The following is a 22,094-nucleotide window of genomic DNA, read 5'->3' on the forward strand; positions in this document are numbered from 1 at the left end:
ACTGCAAACATGTGCCGGAAAGTCATTTGCTTTTATCAGCGCCTTCTTTGCCGTAGCCCATCAGTTTATTTGCCCACGCTATAAAATACTTTACGTTTGGTGCATCGGTATGGCCTCCGTCATGCTGCCGCCAGGCCAGCTCTCCATTAAGTAAACCGGTATTTACGGGCGGCATTTTTTCAGTTTTGTAATCACTTGAAACACCAAGGTCTTTTGCGCCAAGCAGCTTAAATACCGGGCCGGCGGCTACAGTTGCCATATAACTCCCCTGTTGGTCGAGCCACTTGGCATCTCCCTGCTCCGGAATACCGTAGCTAATAAAAGTAAATCTTGGAGCGCATAAGGCAATCAGTTCATGGGCGTCTACCGGAATATCTTTTACTGTTTTAACGCCAAACGTGGCCTCTGCAGCGCCATACTTCATAAAGTTACCGGCCATCCAATAATACTCGCCCCCGGTAAGGCTTTCAACCGCCTCGCCAAAATTGCGGCGGTGCAGCTTAGCTCCACCTTCGCCCGAAGAACCGATCAAACCCATCGCAAACCGTTGCTCAAAAGCCAGTGTCACCAATGCCGCTTTACCATAGCGGGATACCCCTTCAATGCCCACGTGTTTGGCATCTATGGCAGGCTCTGTTTCCAGGTAATCGAGGGCGCGTGCTGCTCCCCATGACCAGGCGCGCAAAGCCCCCCAATCCTCAGGTTTTCGCGGCTGACCTTTGTTTACCAAACCAATAATTCCTTTGGTTAAACCTTCGGCATTATCCGCCTGAATCGAAGCAGGATCTATCAGCACGTATCCCCAGCCGTTGGCTATTAATTGAGAGGCTGTCGGCGGATCACCTTTCATCGTCGGAAAACCGGCCGGTCCAAAGGGTGATTGTTCAGCTATCGGATTATAAGCCGGGTATTGCTCAAAAATAGTTTTCAGTTCAGGATGATCTTTTACCAGTAATTCTTTTAACGCGTTGTTAATCTTTTCAAGATCAGCAGCCGGGGGCTGCGCCGGTGCTGGTAAAACACTTCTGCCAAACATCATCAACACGGGCACCGGGCCTTTGGCATTAGCAGGTAACACCAAAGTCATTTCAATATTTACATTGATAAGTGGATATGCCGCGTTATCAACGTGCCCTATCAGCTGTTTGGCAATCACCGGGAAGAAGCCAACGCGCTCTTTATCGGTTACTTTTACTGTCCATGTTACTTTGGGTACATCGGCGGGGATACGACCGTAAACTTCACGCTCCATATCTTCCACAATTTCGGGACGTCGTTGCTTCCACCACATTTGGGGCGTAGTAACTTTCTTGCCGTTTTTTAAAGTAAGTACTTCTGGCAAATCCGGATAAGGGTTGGCTAACGATTCGTCATAATTGGCATGGTTCGGAGCCGATTCATCTCCACTGGGACCATTACGTAATTTTTTAATTCCCAATTGTTTCATCATATTCTGATGATCCTGGTCGGCGGTAAAGTTTACCGGAGGGGTATTTTGCGCCTTTGCCATTATGGCATATGTGAGTAAGAAAAATAAAGTGGTACTTTTCATTTCTTCTTATTTAAAGATGGTTATCATTTATCGCCGGTACGAAAAGGAGATGCAGGCAGACCTTCTTTGTTGTACAGGTTTGCGCCATCAGGGTTATCGGCCCAGGCATACCTAACATAAAGTGGTGCCGATATTTTATCATTCCAAACCAATACTTTATCTCCCATAATAACAGCCTTTGCCCAAACAAACTTTTTATCCGCACCGGCTATCGCGAATTGCGATAGTTCTTCGCCATCCCATGCAACCAAGCCCGCTCCTGTATTCTTAAAGGTAATCTCTATTTTATTGCCCTCAATTTTAGCCGCCTGATATATCGGCCCCGATGATACTACCTTTAAATCACCATAAGCCACATTTTCGGCAGCGCGGGCAAGGCGCTCACCCACCGTTTTTTTATTGAGGGGATGAATATCGTTCCATTCACCGGCATCAATAGTTATAGCCATTCCGGTGTTGGGTAGCTCCAGAGCACTAAGCTGCCCCTCCCGCAATTGTGCCCAGTCGCTTTCGGCTGGTGAATATTGTACCTCATTAAAATTGGGAAGCTGAGCGTAAATAAACGGGATATTACCCTGCTGCCATTTGTTGCGCCAGTCGATAATAAGCGCTTTTAGCAGTGTCCCATATTCAGCCGCCCGGGCAGCATTGCTTTCGCCCTGGTACCAAACCATACCTTTAATGGTGTAATTGATAACGGGTGCTACCATAGTATTATAAAGCCCGGTTGGCTCATTCTGGGCCGAAAACTCCGGTTTTTCTTTAGCTGGTTCAAATACCTGTCCTACTTTATATTGCCAGTCGCCACGAAGGTCGATAGTATCTCCGGCTATCGTCAAACAATAGCGTTTATCCGGTACAAAACCGCCTTTATCTTCTGTGTTAACCACCCGCACCACAATGATATTTTTACCAGGCTTTAATAATCCTGCAGGTACAGCATATCGCCTTGGCGGATACTGATAAGTAATGCTCCCTACCAGCTGCCCGTTCAAATAGGTCTGATCGGCATCTATTATTCTACCCAAAAAAAGTTTGCCCACTTTACCCTGTATGGATGCAGGCAGGTTTATTTCTTTTCTGAACCATACCACGCCATTAAGATTTTTTACGCCTTGATCGGCCCAGTAACCTGGCAGCCAGAAACGATGCCAGTTATGCGGGATGTACGTGGTATCATACCATGGTTTGCTCCCACTCAAACCTTTATCGGTTCCATATGCCGATGTATTGAGCGGATCAACAGGTTGCGGGAGTGTTTTCATCACGCTATCCATAAAAGTGGTGTTACCAAACTGTGCCGCCTACGCTTGAGTTGATGATACCTATGGGTACATGATATTTTTGATAGAGCTGCTTCGCAAAAAACCATGACGCAGCACCGAAGCTCAAAACAGTTCCAGGATCGGCCTTTATCCACTTACCGGGCAACAGATCTGGATGTTGTTTGGTTACATCGGCCTCGGTTTTAACAAAAAAATTCCTGATCTGTGGGTAATTAGCCTTGGAGATCTCATCAGAGTATTTTTCCTTTACACGCTCCATGGGTAAAACCATATTCGACTGGCCCGAGCAAAACCATACATCGCCAATTAAAATATCATGGATAACGATCTGATTTTTACCGGTAAGTTCCATGGCATATGGGCCCCCGGCTTTCATCGGCGAAAGCGTGACTTTCCATATCCCATTTTGATTGGTAACTGTATAATAGGTTTTATGCTGAAAATTGATGGTTATTTTTTCGCCGGCATCGGCCCATCCCCAGATCTTTACTTTCGCGTCCCGCTGCAATATCATGCCATCAGAAACCAACTGCGGCAAACGGATTGCAGCGTAAGCGGGCATTATAACACAAGCGCACAGCAGGGCAAGCAATAGCTTTACTGACCTCATAACTCGAAAGATTGGTATTAACGGTTTATCTTACCAAAATAGTAAATAAAAAGCAATTACTCAATCGATTGCGCAAATCCATCTTTATTTACTTTTAACTAATGTCTAATATCTAAATCATCAAAACAGATAAATTATCGGCCTATTTTAAACACCATAAGTTTAGTCAGTAAATGATCATAAGTATGCTGATTGTCTGCATTTCAATATTAATTTGTTTAACATCGCATTTATTAAAGGTGGCGGATGGCTAAAACAAGAAATATCAAACCCGAGCAAAAGATCTCATTCAAAGAACGGCTGTCTGCATTAAGCAACCTTCCCGAGTTTTTCAGTTTGGTTTGGCAAAGCAGTCCGGGTAAAACAACGATGAGTTTTTTGTTGCGCATTATCCGCTCGGCCATGCCGGTTGCCTTGTTGTATGTGGGTAAACTGATCATCGATCAGGTGGTGTTGCTTAACCGGCACGGTGGAAGCCAACATGAATTATGGAAATTGGTTATCATCGAATTTTTGCTGGCTATATTAACCGACGGCTTAAACAGGATGATAAGCCTGATAGATAGTCTGCTTGGGGATCTTTTTTCTAACTATACATCCATGCGCATCATGCGCCATGCGGCCACACTTGATCTCGAGCAATTTGAAGATTCTGTATTTTATGATAAACTGGAACGGGCAAGGCAGCAAACCGTAGGCCGCACCGTGCTTTTATCACAAGTAATGAGCCAAATCCAGGATTTCATCTCCATCGCTTTTCTGCTTACCGGCTTATTAACTTTAAACCCCTGGTTAATTCTGTTATTACTCATATCCATTATCCCGTCATTTATGGGAGAAAGTTACTTTAACAGTCAGAATTACGCGTTAACCAGAAGCCAGACCCCTGAAAGAAGAGAGCTGGATTATGTACGCTACCTGGGCGCGAGCGATGAAACGGCAAAAGAAGTTAAGATTTTTGGCCTTGCTGATTTTATCATCAACCGCTTTAAAACGCTATCAGATAAATTTTATACCGATAATAGCAAACTTGCTGTAAGACGTTCGGCCTGGGGCACCTTCTTTTCCGTTTTGGGTAGTATCGGCTATTATGTGGCTTACGGGTTTATTATTTACCAAACGGTTACAGGTAAATCTTCGGTAGGTACACTTACTTTCCTCGCCGGTTCGTTCCGGCAGCTTAGCAGCCTGATGGAAAATTCGTTAAACCGTTTTACATCGGTATCACAGGGAGCCATCTACCTCAATGATTTTCATGAGTTTTTTGAGATCAAACCAAAAATTACTGTGGCCGCATCTCCTTTACCATTTCCGAAACCGATAAAGCAAGGCTTCACATTTGAAGATGTAGGCTTTAAATATAACAATGCCGAATCATGGGCCAACCGGCACCTGAACTTTACCCTGCAACCCGGCGAAAAAATAGCATTGGTTGGTGAGAACGGCGCAGGCAAAACTACGCTTGTTAAATTACTTGCCCGCTTATATGACCCTACTGAGGGGCGTATCCTGCTGGACGGCACCGACCTGCGAAACTACGACATTGCCGATCTCCGGCTAAACCTCGGTATTATTTTTCAGGATTATATCCGTTACCAGATGAGTTTTTCGCAGAATATCGCGGTTGGAAATATTGATGAGCAGGCCAATATTGAATTGATCCGTAAGGCTGCTCATGAGAGCCTCGCCGACACATTGGCTGCCAGGCTTCCATTGGGATATGACCAATGGTTAGGCAGGCGGTTTAATGAGGGAGTGGAACTATCTGGCGGGGAATGGCAAAAAGTTGCGCTGGCAAGGGCTTATATGAAGGATGCGCAGGTACTTATTCTTGACGAACCTACAGCCGCTCTTGACGCCCGTGCGGAGTACGAGGTTTTCCAGCGTTTTTCGTCTTTGACCCAGGGCAAATCGGCAGTGCTTATTTCACACAGGTTTTCAACAGCAAGGCTGGCCGACCGGATCATTGTTTTAGAAAGGGGCTGCATTCTTGAAGCCGGCACACATGAACAACTCATGGCCAACAATGGCCGCTATGCCGAACTTTTCAACTTACAGGCTGCCGGGTATCAATAAAAAATCCAGGTTCACAGATTAACCCAATTTTGTTTCAGTGGTATATCCCTTATGCCTTTCAGTAAACTTTTTCACCCAACACCATTGATTACCAGGCGACAGAAGGGCCATTTTGGTGTAAAACGAGATAAAACGACCAAACAATGAGAGTATTTGACTAATAGGTTAAATAAATAATAAGGCATTTTTATCTTGCTTTAAACAGCCAGTTATAAACAATCAAGTGTTAATACACACTTGCTCCGGTTCACTGATCCCGGATTTTAACAAACCATTACCTATTGCCTTATGATCATAAAAAAAGGTTTGCTTTTTCTCCTGCCCGCTATTTTTTTCAGGATGACTGTTTTTGGTCAAACAGCAAGTCCGGAAAGCAAAATCCCACCGCTTTTACAACAATTTGGAGAAAAATTTCCGCAGGAAAAAGTTCACCTGCATTTGGATAGAAATAATCACTCAAGCGGCGATACCTTGCGCTTTAGGGCTTATGTAGTAAATGCTCAAAACAACCAATTTACAGATCTTAGCAAAGTTTTATACGTTGATCTTTTAAACAGTCAGGATTCCCGTGTTATCGAACTCCGGTTTCCAGTTAATGATGGCGGCGTATCCGGTTGGGTTGCTCTTCCTGACAGCATGGAAAGAGGCACTTATACTTTACGCGCCTACACTGCCTGGATGCGAAATTTTAAACCTGAATTATTTTATCATACCAGCTTAAAAATAGGAAACCCGGCAAATTCCAAACAGAGTATCCCCAGGGAAACCAAAAAGACTCGTAATGACGAGCTCCACAACATTCAATTTTTTCCGGAAGGTGGTGATCTGGTAAATGGCATTACCTCAGTTATAGCATTCAAAGCCATCAATAATACCGGATTAGGCGAGGATGTATCAGGAACAATTACAGATGAAAGCGGAAAGATATTGTCAAACCTTCAATCTTCATTTGCGGGCATGGGCAGGTTTAATCTCACACCTACTCAAGGCCATAGTTATGAAGCCCATGTCAGGTTTAAGGATGGGGTTACAAAAAAAGTTACTTTACCTGTTGCTTTGACCTCCGGATATGCTTTGGCTGTAAACAACCAGGATAAAGCTAATGTAATTATACAGGTGATGGCCGGTGGTTTGAAAGCTACTGAGCCGGTTTGGCTGGCCGCTCAGGCAAACAATAAGCTGATCAGCTTAACAAAGCTTGATCTTTCAAATAATCAGGGCAGTATTTCCATTCCTAAACGAACGTTGCCTACCGGCATTGTTCAATTCACCCTTTTTAATAACCTTTCAGAACCTAAAGCCGAACGTTTGATATTTATAGACCGGCATGATCAGCTCCGTTTAAATGCAGGTACACCAAAAATATTATCAACAAATTCTGTTATTCAAATCCCGATTGAGGCTACAGATCAGTTAGCAAATCCGGTTAGCGCAAATTTTTCAGTAGCTGTTGTAAACCGAAAAACTCCGGTTGACAGCACAACCCTAACGCCTTCCATTTTATCCGATCTGCTGTTGACATCCGATCTTAATGGCTATATTGAATACCCTAATCATTATTTCAAAAGCCGGGAACCGCAAATCAGCTTACAGCTCGACAATTTAATGCTGACACAGGGTTGGCGAAGATTTATATGGAAAGACCTTTTAGCCGGTAAATTTCCGGATGTGATTTACCCGGCTCAAACACAACAAACGTTAAGCGGCAAAATACAAACAGGCAAAGGCTCAACTTTACCCAAACAAAATGTTATGCTGGTATCAAAAGGCGATTCGGCATTTACAATACGCACCGTGACCGATAGCAAAGGAAGGTTTACTTTTAATTTGCCCGACCTGCAGGAGCAACATCAATTTTCGATAATAGCATCTACAGATAGTAAAGATATCAACATTATCCTTGATCAATTTGCACCTGCCGATTCAACTGGTTATGTTGTAAAGGAAGAATTGTCCAATTATCCTGCACAATCCCCAACTAACCAAGCGCACACCATCAAAAACGGAACGCGCCAGTTAAGTGAAGTTGTTGTGAAATCAAAAAAACTAAGCGCCACTGAAAAGGCTGTCGCGCCATCGGCAAACTTTAATGGTGCTGGAAACGCCAATCAAATCATCACCTATAAAGACCTCAACCATTGCGATAACCTGGAAATTTGTTTGGAGGGAAGATTAGTCGGCGTATATTTTAGAATAAAAAAAGACCCGTTTAGCCATGGTTACACAAAAGTCCCTTACAGCACCGGCGGCTTAAACAAACCTATGTTATTTGTGCTTGACGGAGTTCCAATACAGCCAGGCCAGATATCCTTAAACAGCATACCGGCAGGCAATGTGCAAAGTATAGAAGTACTGCGTTCAGGTTCATTAATTGCGGCTTATGGCCTGGCCGGCAGCGGCGGTGTATTGGTGATCACCACCAAAAAAGGTGGCATCAATTATAATGAGATGGATGAGCCGGAGGATATAACTGTTACATCAACACCAGGTGTAATTAACTTTACTTATAACGGATATCAAAAATACCGGGAGTTTTATGTGCCGAAGTACCCGGTAGCCGATAGGACAAAAAGGAACTCGCCCGAAACTCTGTTTTGGAACCCGGTAGTAAAAACCGACGATAGAGGACAATCGGTATTGGAATTTCCTATTGGCGCTGATGTAAAAAATATAGCTCTTACGATTGAAGGTATTTCAGGCGATGGAAAAATAGGTTACCACTACCAGGAATATGCTATTAAATAAGCGTAACAGGATCATGAAGAAAATACTAACTATCATTTTTTGTCTTTTTGTTACTCATGCTTTTGGCCAGCAGCAAATTAGCGGTAAAGTAACTGACGAAAAAGGCAGCCCGCTGGTAAACGCAAGTGTATTTATTGCTGAATCGAAAAACGGCACTATGACCGATACCAGCGGCCATTTTAAACTCACATTGCAGGCCAAAGGGAATTTCAAAATTGTAGTTTCTTATATCGGCTATAAAACCACCGCCAGGGCATTAAACACCAGCTCTATTTCATCAAACATTGATTTTGTTTTAACTCCCGTAAGTCATCAGCTAAAGGACGTTATAGTTACTTCTAAAGCCAGTAATAACTGGAAACGTTGGGGAGCAATGTTTACAGAACAATTTATCGGCACATCGGCATTCGCCGCACACTGTACCATTACCAATCCCGAAGTGATTGGCTTTGATTATGACGATGCCAAACAGGAGCTTCATGCCTACGCCTCCGAGCCATTAATTATCAGGAATGAAGATCTTGGCTACCTGGTATCGCTAACCCTGGTTGACTTTACATTTTACACATCAAAAAACGAAGTTGATTACCAGGGTTATTACTTATTTAAAGAAATAGACGGAAACGAGCGGAGGAAGGCTACCTGGGAACAAAACCGGCTGAAAGCTTATTCATTGTCGTTTATGCATTTTACCCGGGCGCTATACAACGACAAACTGAAAGAAGAAGGTTTTGAAGTGCGGCAGTTTAGCGCGGGAAACATCAGGGAAAAAGAAAGAATTGAAAAACTTTATGCACAAAAACTTAACACATACCTGGACTCGGCAAAAATTGAGAAAAACAAACTCTTAGACACCAATCAGATAGCTTCCAAAATATTTAATAAAGACTCGCTGCGATATTACAAAAAGATACTGACTAATAAATCCGAGATAAAAATGAGTGAGCCATTAAAGGCTAAAGACATTTCAGCGAAATCAGAAAACAACATTACCTTAAATTTTAAAGATCAGCTGCAGGTTGTTTATAAAAAGATCAAAGAACCTGAAGAATATTATAACTACCGTAACCACGCCGCCTTAACCACCGAAAGCACAACAGTTCAAAGTACTGGTATAAGTACAAGCCAGCTGATTATGCCCACCAAACAATATCCTTTTACCGAGCTACTGCTGGAGAAAGGCATCCCGGTAGAAATTACAGAAAATGGCTATTACAACAATACCAACCTGTACCTTAACGGCTTTTGGGGATGGTGGGAAAAAATGGCAACCAAATTGCCTTATGATTATGAGCCTAATTAATACTTTTTATTTATCTGCAATGTGATATTGAGTTTTGACGCTATCATAAGTAGCCATATGCGCGTTTGTGTTTCCTTGTTTATCAACAAAGGTTTCGCCCCAGCTAAAGGGCTCCCAAATAAAAGTGCCCTTAACTTTATTGCCGGGTAATGAAAACGCCACGTCATTCACCTCACGTTTGAGTTGTGAGTATTCAACTACTATAACATCTTGTTTATAAAGGGTGTTAAGATCTGTCAGATTGTTCCGTAAACTGTCAGGTGTGCCATGCCATTCGGGATAGTATGATTCGCCAATGATATCGAATTTAACTCCCCTTTTAAGCATATTATCAACAAAGTACCTCGACTCGGCATTTTGCCCGCCACAGGCTATGTGCAGCATAACCTTAATCTTGCCGCTCACCTCTCTTACCGTATTTGTACCGGCCTTCAGGAAACCGGCAAGCGTATCCAGGTTTTTAGCGCGACCATCGGGCCATAAAATACCATGATTAATTTCATTACCTACCTGCACCATATCGGGCAGGGTGCCCTGCTGTTTAAGGGTAAGCAGGGTAAGCCTCGTAAATGCTTTTATAGAATCCTGTAATTGCTGGTTATTGAGATTTTTCCACGCGGCCGGTTTATGTTGATGGCCCGGATCGGCCCAGGTATCGCTGTAATGAAAATCAAGTAAAAAGCCCATTCCGGCATCCTTAATGCGTAAAGCCATCTTTTTGGTATCCTCCAAACCACAATAAGCCTTTGCCGAATAACCGCTATCGGCTTTGGGATTATTGAAAACGCGGAGCCTCACGTAGTTAAAGCCATGATCTTTCAAAATAATGAACGGGTCTTTGCTTACGCCATTATCATAAAACTTGTGTCCTTCGGCTTCCAGTTGGGGGATAAAGGAAATATCGGCTCCCATGATTAGCTTAAGCTTGACCGGAACATTTTTAGCCGGTGAAGGTTTATAAGCCGATAACGCCCCTATACCTATAATGCTTAATGCTATCAGTAATATTTTGTTTACGCTAAACCTGTGTTCCATATTAGTTGTGTTGATAACCAAATTTACATAGTATATTTAATCATAGTTCTGTAAAGGTTATAGAAATTGATCTACATTAAGATAACTCCCCCCATCCGTTATCTAATTTTGCGATGTTAAACGGTTCGCCGTTAGTTAATTATTATACAAGAAAACACATTATGAATTTTACAGCTTATCAAGAGCTATTTTTCGATATTTTAAACAGCCCTAATCCGCCGGCTCCGTACGATAACCCGGATTATTTAAATTATACAAAGCTTAATTGGTCGCGCCAGCAACGCTGGCTAAAGGTTGGTGTATTAAATCCTGATCTGACTGCCGCTATTGAAAAGATCAGTAAACCACAAACATGGACGGTAATTACAGAAGCCTGGTGCGGCGATGCCTCGCACACCATACCGTTTCTGCACCGTCTTTCGGAGCTTAACCCGCTCATTAAAGTTGACTACCAGTTAAGGGATTCGCCGCCATTTTTAATTGAAAGCTACCTTACCAACGGCACCCGGTCAATCCCGAAGATCATTATTTCGGATGAAAACAATCAGGACCTGGGCACCTGGGGACCGCGACCGGCAGAGTGCCAGCGCTTATACCTGCAAATGGTTAAAGACCACGTTGAAATGAGCGAGAAGAAGATAGTGTTACAAAAATGGTATAATGAAGATAAAGGCGTAAGCTTTCAGCTGGAGTTTTTGGATATTATTAATCATACACTATGATTCTGGCCAAAATGATAAAAAAGTCGTCATTGCTGTAAGGAACGAAGCAATCCCAAACTATACAGAGCGGCTCTGCTAATCGGGGATTGCTTCGTTCCTCGCAATGACGTCTTCTTATGTTTTGTTGTTATTTTACCTTCAACTCCTTACCAGCTATATCTTCCCAGCGGTAATAGTGAAAAGTTTTATCGGTACTCATCACCACAAAAATGCCATGCTTAAAAGTATCATTTAACGGAGTAGCAATCACGTCGCTGCCATCACTTTCCCTTGCGGCAACGTTGGCAATTTTCAGCAATTGATGTTCAAAAGGATTTGCTTTGGTACCCTCTCTGCTAAAAATCTGAAAGCGGTTAGCGCCCTGGTCGGATACCAGGATATAGCCTGTTGTATCGGTTAATTTATAAATCGAAATACCTTCGTGATCGGCCTTAAAGCCAGAGGTGCCGAATATTGCCAGTTCCTGGTCGCCTTTTTCCGGATCGGCATAATACTGGCGCACGCCTACCTGCTCATCGGAGTAGTAGATATAGCCCAGCTCGTTATCAACAGCAATTGACTCTATCTCTTTTTTGCCACTGTATTTACCAAACTTACGCGCCAATGTAGCTTTTACATTGCCGGAGCCATCATCCTCAAGCAGATACTGCCAGATGTAGCCGCCGTTTTGCGGACCATTTTTACGGCCTACTATGGCGTACATCTTGCCATTTTTCGCGGTATAAATAGAGATTCCCATTAAATCGCGGTATTCCAAACCAGTTTCACCAACAAAAGCGTCGATGCCGCCATTATCTACAGGTTTCATATCCGGCAGTGAATAGATCCGGAGTTTGTGGGTCATGCGTTCGGTAGTAATAACAATATCTGTTGGTTTACCGCCCAGCATTAAACCATAGGCAAGGTCAACATTGTTTGGGCGTTTTAAACCATGCACAACTTTATCCTTAATAATTTTACCCTGCAGGTCGAATACGAACAGCGCGCCCTCGCTATTTTTATCTGTACCGATAATAAGGCTTTTAGACGGATCAGCGGGGTTAACCCATATTGCAGGATCATCGGTATCATACAATACCGGTTCTGTAATAACTACGGGTTTTATTTCGGGGGCTGTGCTGCCGGGGATAGTAAGGCCTTTACTGTTACGCACCTGGCTCTGACCGCAAGCGGTATTACCTATAGCAACAGCAAGCGCTACAAAAGCTAATTTGCTTAATTTATTCATTGATCATTATTAAAAAAATGATCCTGCCGGGGTACGCAGGATCATTGCGATGAGTTAATTTATTTTGTTCCGAAAGCGCCGATATAGGTAGCCGGATCAGGAGATACGTAAGTTATCCCGTTTACGGTAATACCGGCAGCATGATGGCGGGTAAAGTTGGTTACGCCGTGATTTAAGGCCGGAGAACCGCTTTGTAAATGGAAATCCCAGTTGGTATCAAAAACAGCATTCAATACCGGGGTTGATTCTGGGTAGTTCACAAATTTAGGATCGTTATCACCTGCTTTGGTACCTATCACTTCGTTAACACCACCAATAATATCTTTTGACGGCTGGAACTGGTTTACCGTGGTTTGATCATAACCATAGTAAAGGTTATTGCTGATCACGGTACGTTTATCTTCGGTAGATTTAGTATCGCGTTTGATGCCGAAACGGGTATTTGCAAACAGGTTATTGCGGATATCTGCACGAACATTGTTCTCCACCCATACCGAACCACCTTTAGCCGATGGCCTGCGCCAGCCGGTGTTCACCATGGTATTATTATAGCATATGATATAAGCCTGCGGATCACGGTCGCCAGAGTTTGATAGTTTCAGGGCATTGGTGTTAGCACTGTAAACAAGGTTAAAACCCACATCGGCCAAACATCCAGATTTAAAGTTCATGGCCTCGCCGCCGGTAACACCTGTGGTATAAAAAGTATTGTTGGCAAAAATAATCTTACCGCCTTCAATATAAGTACAATCTTCCTGGAAGTTGCGCACAGTTGAGTTCACTACAATGAGTTTACCGTTCACATTTGAAAACCACAGCGCAGGCAGGTTTTCGCCCGCGACAGCCTTATAAAGTCCCATCTTTACCGATGATGAACCGTCGGATGTTGTGTTGCCGCCGTATTCCAAAATAGTATGGTCAAGCACCAGTTCGGCGCAGGTTTTGGCCGCAAGAATCCCGCCCCACATCTTACCGAATTTCTTTGCATCAGTGCGGTACGCCGGGTTTACGGTGATCCTTACCGGGTTTTCGGCAGTGCCTAAAGAGTATAAGTTACCTTTTACTATAAACTCTGGTTTAGCAATAGTATCCATCAATACGGTTACACCCTCTTCAATAGTAAGTGATTTACCTTCGGGGATAATAATATCACCTTTGATGATCTGCGTACTGCCTTTTGCCCAAACACCTGATACCTCACCGCTTGCCGATCCATCAGCAGAGCTTGTATCAACATCAAGGTTAGCTTTTCTGCAACTGCTAAAGGCTATAGCCGATAGCAGCACCGCCGCGAATATTTGTTTTAGTTTCATTGTAATGCCTTTTATTTATGGTTGATAAATTATGTTAGAGTTTATAGCGAACACCTATCAAATACGTTTGCTTGTAGTAGTCACTACGGATCAAAGTTTGACCGTTTGCTACGATGTTATCATCTTTCAGTGTCGCGTTTTCAGGATTGGTACCTTTCAGGAACAACTTAGCCGGGCTGTTAAGCAGGTTGCCCGCTTTGATAAATACGCTCAGGTTGTTTTTGAAACGTTTTTCTGCCGATGCATCCATCTGGATAAAGCCACGTTGCCAAAGGTCGTTGTTCAGGAACTGCGATACGGTATTGATACGTGGGCCGGTATAAGATCCAGCAATTTGCGCATCCCAGCCTTTTTTGGTGTCTTTATACAAAAATGAAAGGTTAGCAATATGCTCCGACTGACCATATAGCGGCCTGGTTTGGTTTACCGAAATCTTGTGAGTATCGCCTGTAGTAGCATCAGTTACATAAGTATCTTTAGGCGTAGTGATGCGCGAGTGGGTGTAAGTATAGTTTGCCTTTACACCAAACTTGTTAAAGAATTTGGTAAAATCAAGCTCCAAACCATAGTTCTTAGCTGTACCAAAGTTGCCCGGCACATAATAGGTATCCTGACCACGTGTGGCATCAGCCTGGAAGCTATACTCAATAGGATTTGTGATCCTTTTGTAAAACGCGCCTGCTAACAATTGCATGCTCGCGTCCGGGAACAACTCATACCTTAAATCGTAGTTATCGGCAACGGCATGTTTAAGATCGGGGTTACCACGCTCGTTATACTCGTCACCAATTCTTCCACCCGGAATAAGCTCATAAAAGCCCGGTCTGTTAATTGATTTGAAATAAGAAGCATGCAATTGGTGTTTATCGCTTAAAAAGTATTTCAAGGTTAAGCTTGGCAATACATCGGTATAGGTTTGGTTACCGCTTGGTCTTGACTCGCCCTGAGGGAAAAGCATCCTGTAGCCCTGGTCTGTATGTTCAACACGTGCACCGCCAACTACCTGGATGGTTTTTGTAGTAAATTTAAACATACCATAACCTGCGCCAATTTTTTCAGATGCATCATTGGTTAAAGAGTTATTTACAGCACCAGCTGGGTTAGTTACGTTAAAGTTGAGCTGGGTATAATTTGTAAAATCGGTACCGTACAACGCACTTGGGTTAGCGGCAGTAAGGTTGTAGTTATTATAGAAGCTGGTACGTTCTTTATCGCGATATAAACCACCTGCAGAGAAATCAACGTTAACGCCACCAATAGGCGCGGTATAGGTAAGGTCTAAGTAACCAGCTTTGTCCTCATCCGTATTGCGTTCCCAACGGTGTGTAAGCGATGTACCGTTTGTAAGGTAAGTACGCCTGTCAACAAAATTTTCGCGCACACCATTTAAGCTGATGGTAGTATTGTTAGGCACTTCGTTTTCGGCCGAAGAATAAACTGCCGACCATTGTACTTTTAATTTATCGTTGAACAACTTATGATCACCACGTAATGTTCCGCTGTAAATTTGCTGTTCGGTAAAACGGCTACGGGTTGAATAACCTAACTGCGCGTTTCCTTTGTCCGGATCATAATCAGTTGAGAAACTGGTAGATTTTTCGTCGCGAACCTGGATACTGGTTAAGTTAACATAAGTATTAAAAAAGCTCAATTTATTGCGGCTGTCTAATACGTAGTCGATTTTTGAGAATACGCCGTAACGTTTTTGCTGTTCAGAGTACTCCCTATCGGCACGGCTGGTTACCGCGGCATACTCGGCTGTTGGAACAACTTTAGTATTGTAGAAGATACTGTTGCTACCGCGATAGGTGTTCTGGTAACTACCGGCTACTAATACGCCCAATTTGTTGTTAAAAAAGCGCTGACCTAATGACAAGCTACCAACAACATTTGGTGCAGGGTGTTTAAGCGTATAGTTTAAAGTTCCGGTACCAAAATCGGCCTGGGTTGCCTGATAAGCTTTACCATTAAGTTCATAAGGCGATTTGTGATTGATGCTTGAATAATCGTAGCTCATAAACTTACGATCTAAAAGCAACTGGCTGTAACCACCGGCAATATTGGCGTTTACTTCAAAACGCTCAGGAGCATCCTTCATTACCAGGTTAACAGCACCGCCCACAGCGTCACCTTCAAGATTAGGGGTTAGCGTTTTATAATATTCCAGCCTTGATAGCAGGTCGGAAGGGAAAATATCAAGTGGTACGTAGCGATATTTGTTATCAGGGCTTGGGATTTTTATACCGTTTACCAGAGTATAGTTGTAACGTTTATCCATACCACGTAAAATAGGATACTGAGCATCACCGTTGGTATTACGCTCAACAGATACACCAGATACGCGGGAGATAACATTAGCCACTGTTAAATCGGGAGATACTTCGATAGCCCTGCCCGATACAATGTTCATTACCTGCGTAGCCTGCTGCTCAATACGGCGGGCAGTTCTTTCGGTCGAACCATTTCCGTGAGATGATACGGTGATTTCCTGTAATTGTTTGTTTGACTCTTCAAGGTATACTTTCAGGTGCGGGTTATCATCTTTAGATACTTCTACCTGTTGCGTTGTGGTTGTGTACAAAACATAAGATACCCGTACAGTGTAAGAACCTTTAGACACATTCTTCAATTCAAACGAACCATCAAGACCAGTGGTCGTGGCAATCTTCGTTCGGTCGAGGCTTACGGTGGCCCCCACCATAGGCTCGCCGGTTTTACGGTCATATACATGACCTTTTAACTTTTGTGCGTTAGCTGCGGTAACACACAAAAGCAGGAGTAATAATGTTTGTAAGTATTTTTTCATTTTGCGAAACGATTAATGCAATTGTGATTTGCTTTTTGACGGCGCAAAAGTGTTTAAACCAACAATACATCTGTTAAAACATGCCGTTACAAAAAGGAAACAGCGTTACATGAGGCGTATACGCAACAGCAGCACAAAATTACAATTAGTTGATTTTCAATAATATAACAAAAACACAAACCTCCATTATCATTCAGTTACCGTTACATTAAGCTAATGTTAAGCTGCAAAAAGACAAAGAAATCAACAGCAATTAAACTACAGGGCCTGTATAAAAGTGGTAAGGTTTTCACCTTGATCAATGTTGAGTTTCTTACGTAAACGGTAGCGGGCAACCCGCAAACTGTCAATAGAGATGCCTAATAACCCGGCAATATCCTTTGAATCCATATTTACTTTAAGCAGGGCTATCAAACGCAAGTCGGTTGAGGTAAGATCATTGCTCTGCTGCTTCAGTTTGTCAAAAAAACTTTGGTGAACTTGCTCAAAAGCAACGGTGAATTCCTTCCAGTGCTGCTCGTGGTTAAAGCTTTGGTTTATTTGCTGGATGATTTGCTGCATCTGCCGTTTCTGATCGCGCTTATCCTCTTTCACCATATCCTGCAGGGTATTGCGCATACTCTCCAACAACTGGTTGTTCTTGATGAGGTTTAACGTGTGCGATGATAGTTCTTGCCCTTTAAGTTCCAGTTGCTGCTTAAGACTTTCTTCCTGCAACTGTTTATTCTTGAGTTCCAGCTCCATTAAATCGCGCTGGGCTTCAAATATCGACCGGTTTTGCTCGGCCAAGGCCCGCTGATCGCGCATTTTAAGACGCTGCCTGCTGAAGGTTACAAAGCCAAGTATAACAAGCAGCAGGGAAATTGTAACACCGGCAATGGTGACAATCTGGTTGGTTTTACGGATGTTGTTAAGGCGTGTGATCTCATCGCTTTTTTTATCCATATCATACAGCACCTGTAAAAACGAGGTTTGCTTCAAACTTTCCCTCGAGTATACATCAAGCGAATACTTACGGCTAAGCTCAAGGTAATGGTAAGCGCTATCCATGCGGTTAAGCAACTGGTATGACTTCCCCAGATCGCGACAAGAGGCCGCTAACTGATACAGGTTTCCAGTTTTTAACGATAGCGCATAAGCCTTGCGCGATTGTTGGATCCCCGCTTCATACTTGCCGGTTTTCCGTAAAATATCGCCGATGTTATTGATCACCTCAATGCTGGCAACCTCATTATTGTATTTATTGTAGATCTCTAATGACTTTTTAAAGCAGGAATATGACGAATCGTAATTGGCCAGATCTTCGTGGATACTCCCAAGGTTCTCGTATATTTTCGCCTGCCCGTAATCGTCTCCTATGCGCTGGTAACTTTTCAGGGCCAGGCGCTGGTAGTAAAATGAGCTGTCATATTTGTGATGCTTCTCGTATAAGTGACCAATAGCTCCCAATATTTCGGCCTGCCCTTTTTTATTATTTGTTGCCTTATAAAGGTTTAGCGCCCTGTTATACAACTGAAATGATTTATCCGACTGCCTGTTGTAATAATACAGGATCCCCATCTTGCCCCAGTTTTCGGCCAGCAGGTCCTTATTACCTATCTGTCCGAATACTTTATCGGCATGCAAATAAAAATCAAGCGCCTGCGCGTAATGTCCCTGGTTAAAACAGATCTGCCCCATTTGCTGCAGGCTCATACCAGCAGTAAGGTTATTGTTATCCTGAATTGCATCGGCATGTATCTTTTTCAGAACGAGGAGTACAGAATCGGGATGCTGCTGTGCAAGCAACTGTAGTTTTTCAAACCGGTCTGTTTTATTTGACTGAGCCAAGGCCGATGTACCAGATATTAATACAAACAGGTAAAATGTAAATTGAATAATCCTGATGTAGCGTTTAATCATATCTGAAAATTGAGCAGGTGCCATTGCAAAGAAGTCGCCCTCAGCTACCTGAGCATAAAAAGGCAAACAAAAAAAGCATTTCAATATGAACTTAATGTTAACTAACAGCCATATGTTAACTATTTTACATTTGTTGGTTGGCAATGGCAATTTTCTAATTCCCTCCCCCGGGAGGGGTGTGTTGGAATTGTGTGTTGGCAGGGAGGGGGCTATACAGCTTTGCTACGACAGGGACATCTCGCTAAAACCCCTCCCTACACCCTCCCTGGGGAGGGAATCGCACTATCCAACGCTTTTCCTATGTCAACTATGGCCGCCTCAAAGTCTCTTACTCTTCGTCCTGTGTTTCTTTAAGCTCGTCTTCTTTTTTGCCTTTGCCCAAATGGATAATAGGTTTGTCCTGGGTGCCGGTTATGGTCATCGGGATTCCGAAAATACCGAAAGGCGGCAGTCCCAGCCTGAATTTCAGGTTCAGCTTGCCATCCAAACCTACTTGGCCTTCAAACCTTGGCCTGAAACCTGCAATACGCATTTTGGTACGCTCAATGGTCATGATATTGTTTGATATAGTAGATTTGATATCAACCTTTTTTACATCGCCATGGCCAACGCTGTCGTGCCCGGTTTCTTTACCTACCGCGCTCAGCAATTTCAATCCGTATACCTTCACCTGTTTTACAGAAAGTACACCGCCGCCTTTCAATGACGGGTAAACAGGTTTCATATCGCTGTTGAGCTTGCCGGTCAGTTTATAATCTAACGACACAACACCCTGCACATGCTCTGCCGAAGTAGCCATATCATGGAATAATTTAATCTCGCGGTAAGCACGCTGAATGTCAAACTCCTTGGCGTTGATGTGATAATCAAAAAATGCTTTTTGCGGATTAATACTGCCATAAGTGGCATCCATTACCACAGGCGCACCAATCAGGCTGAAACCTGTTTGCTTAAGTACTATCTGCCCGTTGGCAATGTTCATCGCGCCTTTGACATCGCTGATATCCAAACCGTTATATTTTACTTTTTTAACATCAGCAGCAAAATTAAGATCGAGGTTAGATGGCACCAATATTACACCTGACGATTTGGTTGGCTTGGCAGACGCTGGCACTCCGGCAAAGGCCATAAAATCATCAGCAATGATCAGGTCGCTCTTCAGGTTAAACTCCCCTTTTAAGGGCGAATTTGGTTGCATGGCATAACCTATCACGTTGGATAAAGCACCGTCAAGCACCACTATCGATTTACCATAGTTGGCCTTAAACTGGTCGAACTTCATTTTATCCTGGTTAAAGCTGAATACGCCATTGGTGATAAAAAACGGTTTTGGGAAAAGCTCGGTTGTAAGCTTGATGTTTTTCACCTTCATGCTGCCCGAGTTATCCAGCTTGTCATAATGTCCTGTGGTGGCATCGCTTTGCTTGCCTTTGAGTTTAAAATTGGTGCTTACAAAGCCATTTACATCATATCCTTTAACGGCAAATACTTTATAAATTTTACCCAGGTCAAGGCTACCGCGTGAAGCTACGTTATAATCAAGGTCGTCAAAATTGCGGAGGTTGGCCCTCAGCAAAAATGGCTGTCCTTCAAAATTGAACGATACCGGTTTAATATTCACTTTAAGTCCTTTCAACGAGCCGGTATTATTAAAAATATTTACACTCACCTGTACATTTTGCATTGGGTGCGGGTAGTATTTGGTTTGGATATATCCGTTTTTCAGGTTGATCTCGGCGTTTGTAACCGGGAAGATCCGGCGGGCAGGAATATACCTGCCCTTGCTTTGCAGGTTAGCATCAAAATCACCACGGAAATCAATGCTGTCAATCGGGTAAAACTGCTTGATATCATCTAAATGAAATTTAGCATTCAAACCGGCATCAATTAAAGCTCCGGCCTTATTGCTTAGTTTCAGATAGCCTTTTATGTAATTATTAAGCGCGTTAATGTTCAGGTTACGCACATCCATAGTGGCGTTGGCAATGTTATGATCCGGACAAGCGGCATCTAGGTCAAAACTGATATTATTGATGGATTGCGGCAGCTTGCTGTATTTGAAATACCCGTTTCTGAAGGTTGATTTAAGTTTAAATTGAGGAATACTGGTTATCACGGTATCAACCTTTTGCCTTAGCCCCGTTTTCCTGATACCGGTAGTGTATTTACCTTCGGCCAGTAAATGCAAGCCATATCTTCCTTTTACCTGGAATGGCTTAATACCAAAAACCTTGTACCATTGCTCCAGATCAATTTCGGTATTCACTTTAGCATAAATGTATGGCGATTTAATCCCCTTTAGTTTCAATACCGAACCAAAGTAGTCCTTGCCAATATTGAAGTAAACCGAATCAATATTAACGTTTAAGCTGTCAGGATTAAGCCCTGGCAAACTGGCGTCCATGTTCAAGTACAGGTTTTTAACCGGTGCGGGGGTACTTTTGTTAACGATAGCACCATCGCGCACTTTCATACTGATGCTCAGGTTAGGCATAATATTTTTTGAGGCGATGTACTTTCCGCTAAGATCAAGCTGGATGATGCCGTTACCACTGATATCCATGTTATCAACATATTTGGCGTATTCATCAGGGATGGCGGTAAAAACATCGCCCAAATCATTCTGATCGCTCCTGATCTTGAAATCCATATCATACCCATCTTTCAGGAACTCAAACCGGCCTTTAAACTTAACCGGGAGCTTATTAATAAGCAGGTCGTTTTTTTGAAATGCGAAAGCCAATGATTTGGTATTAATACTGGTTACCAGATCGGCATTTACTTTTTTCTTAAGTACGTAAGCTTTGTTGCCGTAATAAAAATCAACCGAAGCGGCATCCACGTGGCTATAAAGGTCAAAGATATCTTTGCTTAAGTCACCGCTGCCCTTGTAGTTGAGCTCCCGCGCGTTGATCTGCATGGGCAGCGAGCGGTCGTCATAAACCAGGTGACTTTTATCTATCAGAATCTGCTCAATTCCTAACGAAGCGCTGGCGGTATCCGCTTTATTATCTTGTTTTGGAGGTGATGACTTATAAACGTTATAGTTGGCTTTGCCCGCGCTATCCACCTGTATGTTGATCAGTGCATGATCAAGATAGATCTTGTTCACATTGATCTTGCTTTTGAACACTGAAGAAAGATCAATAGCCAGCGAAATTTCCTTGGCCGAAACCAGCGTATCATTCTGAAAAGGCACGCTGCCATTCAGCACAAAATCATTAAGCGTTAACGTTAGCGACGGGAACTTTTTAAAGAAAGATAAGCGTGTATTTGAAAACGAAAGTTTGCTGTTTACGCTGCCGGCTGCCCATTGTTTTATTTTTTGCGTTACAGTTTCGGGAAAAAGGTAAGGCAACAGGAACATCAACAGCAATAAACTAACAACGGTAATAGCGCTTATCTTAAGCGTTTTAACCAATATTTTTTTCAAGGGGAACGGCATATGAAATTATTATAGCTAACGAAGCATGAAAATAGTCATAAAACCTAATTATTGGATATCAAATTATGATG

Annotated in this window: 13 protein-coding genes; 4 read left to right on the top strand and 9 right to left on the bottom strand. The window is 43.0% G+C overall.

Annotation, left to right across the window (positions count from 1 at the left end; all coding sequences use genetic code 11):
* Window positions 1-22 precede the first annotated feature (22 nt).
* Genes DEO27_RS22465 through DEO27_RS31800 form a run of 3 tightly spaced genes read right to left on the bottom strand, consistent with a single transcriptional unit; the run spans window position 23 to window position 3,448 of the window.
* Window positions 23-1,552 carry an acetylxylan esterase gene (locus DEO27_RS22465; protein WP_112568818.1) on the bottom strand — a complete coding sequence of 510 codons (1,530 nt, stop codon included), beginning with the start codon at window positions 1,550-1,552 and terminating at the stop codon, window positions 23-25.
* A 23-nt stretch (window positions 1,553-1,575) separates the two neighbouring features.
* Window positions 1,576-2,817 carry a sialate O-acetylesterase gene (locus DEO27_RS22470; protein ID WP_223818026.1) on the bottom strand — a complete coding sequence of 414 codons (1,242 nt, stop codon included), beginning with the start codon at window positions 2,815-2,817 and terminating at the stop codon, window positions 1,576-1,578.
* A gap of 22 nt (window positions 2,818-2,839) precedes the next feature.
* Complete coding sequence (locus DEO27_RS31800) at window positions 2,840-3,448, bottom strand: hypothetical protein (RefSeq protein ID WP_223818027.1); 609 nt, start codon at window positions 3,446-3,448, stop codon at window positions 2,840-2,842.
* A 246-nt stretch (window positions 3,449-3,694) separates the two neighbouring features.
* On the opposite strand from DEO27_RS31800, the gene DEO27_RS22475 reads away from it, so the two are divergent.
* From DEO27_RS22475 to DEO27_RS22485, 3 genes are all read left to right on the top strand, one after another.
* Window positions 3,695-5,524, top strand: a complete 1,830-nt coding sequence (locus DEO27_RS22475) for an ABC transporter ATP-binding protein (protein ID WP_112568820.1) — start codon at window positions 3,695-3,697, stop codon at window positions 5,522-5,524.
* Between the two features lie 288 nt (window positions 5,525-5,812).
* A complete protein-coding gene (locus tag DEO27_RS22480; RefSeq protein WP_112568822.1) occupies window positions 5,813-8,269 on the top strand; it encodes a TonB-dependent receptor plug domain-containing protein in 2,457 nt (818 codons plus the stop codon).
* Window positions 8,270-8,282: 13 nt separating this feature from the next.
* On the top strand, window positions 8,283-9,572 hold the full coding sequence (locus DEO27_RS22485) for a carboxypeptidase-like regulatory domain-containing protein (RefSeq protein WP_190295192.1): 1,290 nt from the start codon (window positions 8,283-8,285) through the stop codon (window positions 9,570-9,572).
* Window positions 9,573-9,578: 6 nt separating this feature from the next.
* Here DEO27_RS22485 and DEO27_RS22490 read toward each other — a convergent pair whose 3' ends face one another.
* On the bottom strand, window positions 9,579-10,607 hold the full coding sequence (locus tag DEO27_RS22490) for an arabinogalactan endo-beta-1,4-galactanase (RefSeq protein ID WP_112568826.1): 1,029 nt from the start codon (window positions 10,605-10,607) through the stop codon (window positions 9,579-9,581).
* Window positions 10,608-10,768: 161 nt separating this feature from the next.
* Between DEO27_RS22490 and DEO27_RS22495 the strand changes: the two genes are divergently transcribed.
* The gene (locus DEO27_RS22495; protein WP_112569049.1) at window positions 10,769-11,329 is read left to right on the top strand and encodes a thioredoxin family protein; all 561 of its coding nucleotides are present in this window, start codon (window positions 10,769-10,771) and stop codon (window positions 11,327-11,329) included.
* A 127-nt stretch (window positions 11,330-11,456) separates the two neighbouring features.
* Here the strand turns inward: DEO27_RS22495 and DEO27_RS22500 are convergent, their stop codons facing one another.
* From DEO27_RS22500 to DEO27_RS22520, 5 genes are all read right to left on the bottom strand, one after another.
* Entirely contained in the window at window positions 11,457-12,557 is a 1,101-nt protein-coding gene (locus DEO27_RS22500) for a phytase (protein WP_112568828.1), read from the bottom strand.
* A gap of 59 nt (window positions 12,558-12,616) precedes the next feature.
* On the bottom strand, window positions 12,617-13,870 hold the full coding sequence (locus DEO27_RS22505; protein WP_112568830.1) for a right-handed parallel beta-helix repeat-containing protein: 1,254 nt from the start codon (window positions 13,868-13,870) through the stop codon (window positions 12,617-12,619).
* Between the two features lie 34 nt (window positions 13,871-13,904).
* Window positions 13,905-16,676 (bottom strand): TonB-dependent receptor, encoded by a 2,772-nt coding sequence (locus DEO27_RS22510; RefSeq protein WP_112568832.1) that lies wholly within the window; start codon window positions 16,674-16,676, stop codon window positions 13,905-13,907.
* Window positions 16,677-16,934: 258 nt separating this feature from the next.
* Complete coding sequence (locus DEO27_RS22515; RefSeq protein ID WP_112569051.1) at window positions 16,935-18,578, bottom strand: tetratricopeptide repeat protein; 1,644 nt, start codon at window positions 18,576-18,578, stop codon at window positions 16,935-16,937.
* 328 nt (window positions 18,579-18,906) lie between these two features.
* On the bottom strand, window positions 18,907-22,011 hold the full coding sequence (locus DEO27_RS22520) for an AsmA family protein (RefSeq protein ID WP_190295193.1): 3,105 nt from the start codon (window positions 22,009-22,011) through the stop codon (window positions 18,907-18,909).
* Between the last annotated feature and the right edge of the window lie 83 nt (window positions 22,012-22,094).

The organism is Mucilaginibacter rubeus (assembly GCF_003286415.2).
GTDB lineage: Bacteria > Bacteroidota > Bacteroidia > Sphingobacteriales > Sphingobacteriaceae > Mucilaginibacter > Mucilaginibacter rubeus_A.

Coding starts and splice junctions, on each gene's coding strand:
- DEO27_RS22465 (WP_112568818.1), bottom strand. CDS start 1,552: ATGAAAAGTACCACTTTATTTTTCTTACTCACATATGCCATAATGGCA.
- DEO27_RS22470 (WP_223818026.1), bottom strand. CDS start 2,817: ATGAAAACACTCCCGCAACCTGTTGATCCGCTCAATACATCGGCATAT.
- DEO27_RS31800 (WP_223818027.1), bottom strand. CDS start 3,448: ATGAGGTCAGTAAAGCTATTGCTTGCCCTGCTGTGCGCTTGTGTTATA.
- DEO27_RS22475 (WP_112568820.1), top strand. CDS start 3,695: ATGGCTAAAACAAGAAATATCAAACCCGAGCAAAAGATCTCATTCAAA.
- DEO27_RS22480 (WP_112568822.1), top strand. CDS start 5,813: ATGATCATAAAAAAAGGTTTGCTTTTTCTCCTGCCCGCTATTTTTTTC.
- DEO27_RS22485 (WP_190295192.1), top strand. CDS start 8,283: ATGAAGAAAATACTAACTATCATTTTTTGTCTTTTTGTTACTCATGCT.
- DEO27_RS22490 (WP_112568826.1), bottom strand. CDS start 10,607: ATGGAACACAGGTTTAGCGTAAACAAAATATTACTGATAGCATTAAGC.
- DEO27_RS22495 (WP_112569049.1), top strand. CDS start 10,769: ATGAATTTTACAGCTTATCAAGAGCTATTTTTCGATATTTTAAACAGC.
- DEO27_RS22500 (WP_112568828.1), bottom strand. CDS start 12,557: ATGAATAAATTAAGCAAATTAGCTTTTGTAGCGCTTGCTGTTGCTATA.
- DEO27_RS22505 (WP_112568830.1), bottom strand. CDS start 13,870: ATGAAACTAAAACAAATATTCGCGGCGGTGCTGCTATCGGCTATAGCC.
- DEO27_RS22510 (WP_112568832.1), bottom strand. CDS start 16,676: ATGAAAAAATACTTACAAACATTATTACTCCTGCTTTTGTGTGTTACC.
- DEO27_RS22515 (WP_112569051.1), bottom strand. CDS start 18,578: ATGATTAAACGCTACATCAGGATTATTCAATTTACATTTTACCTGTTT.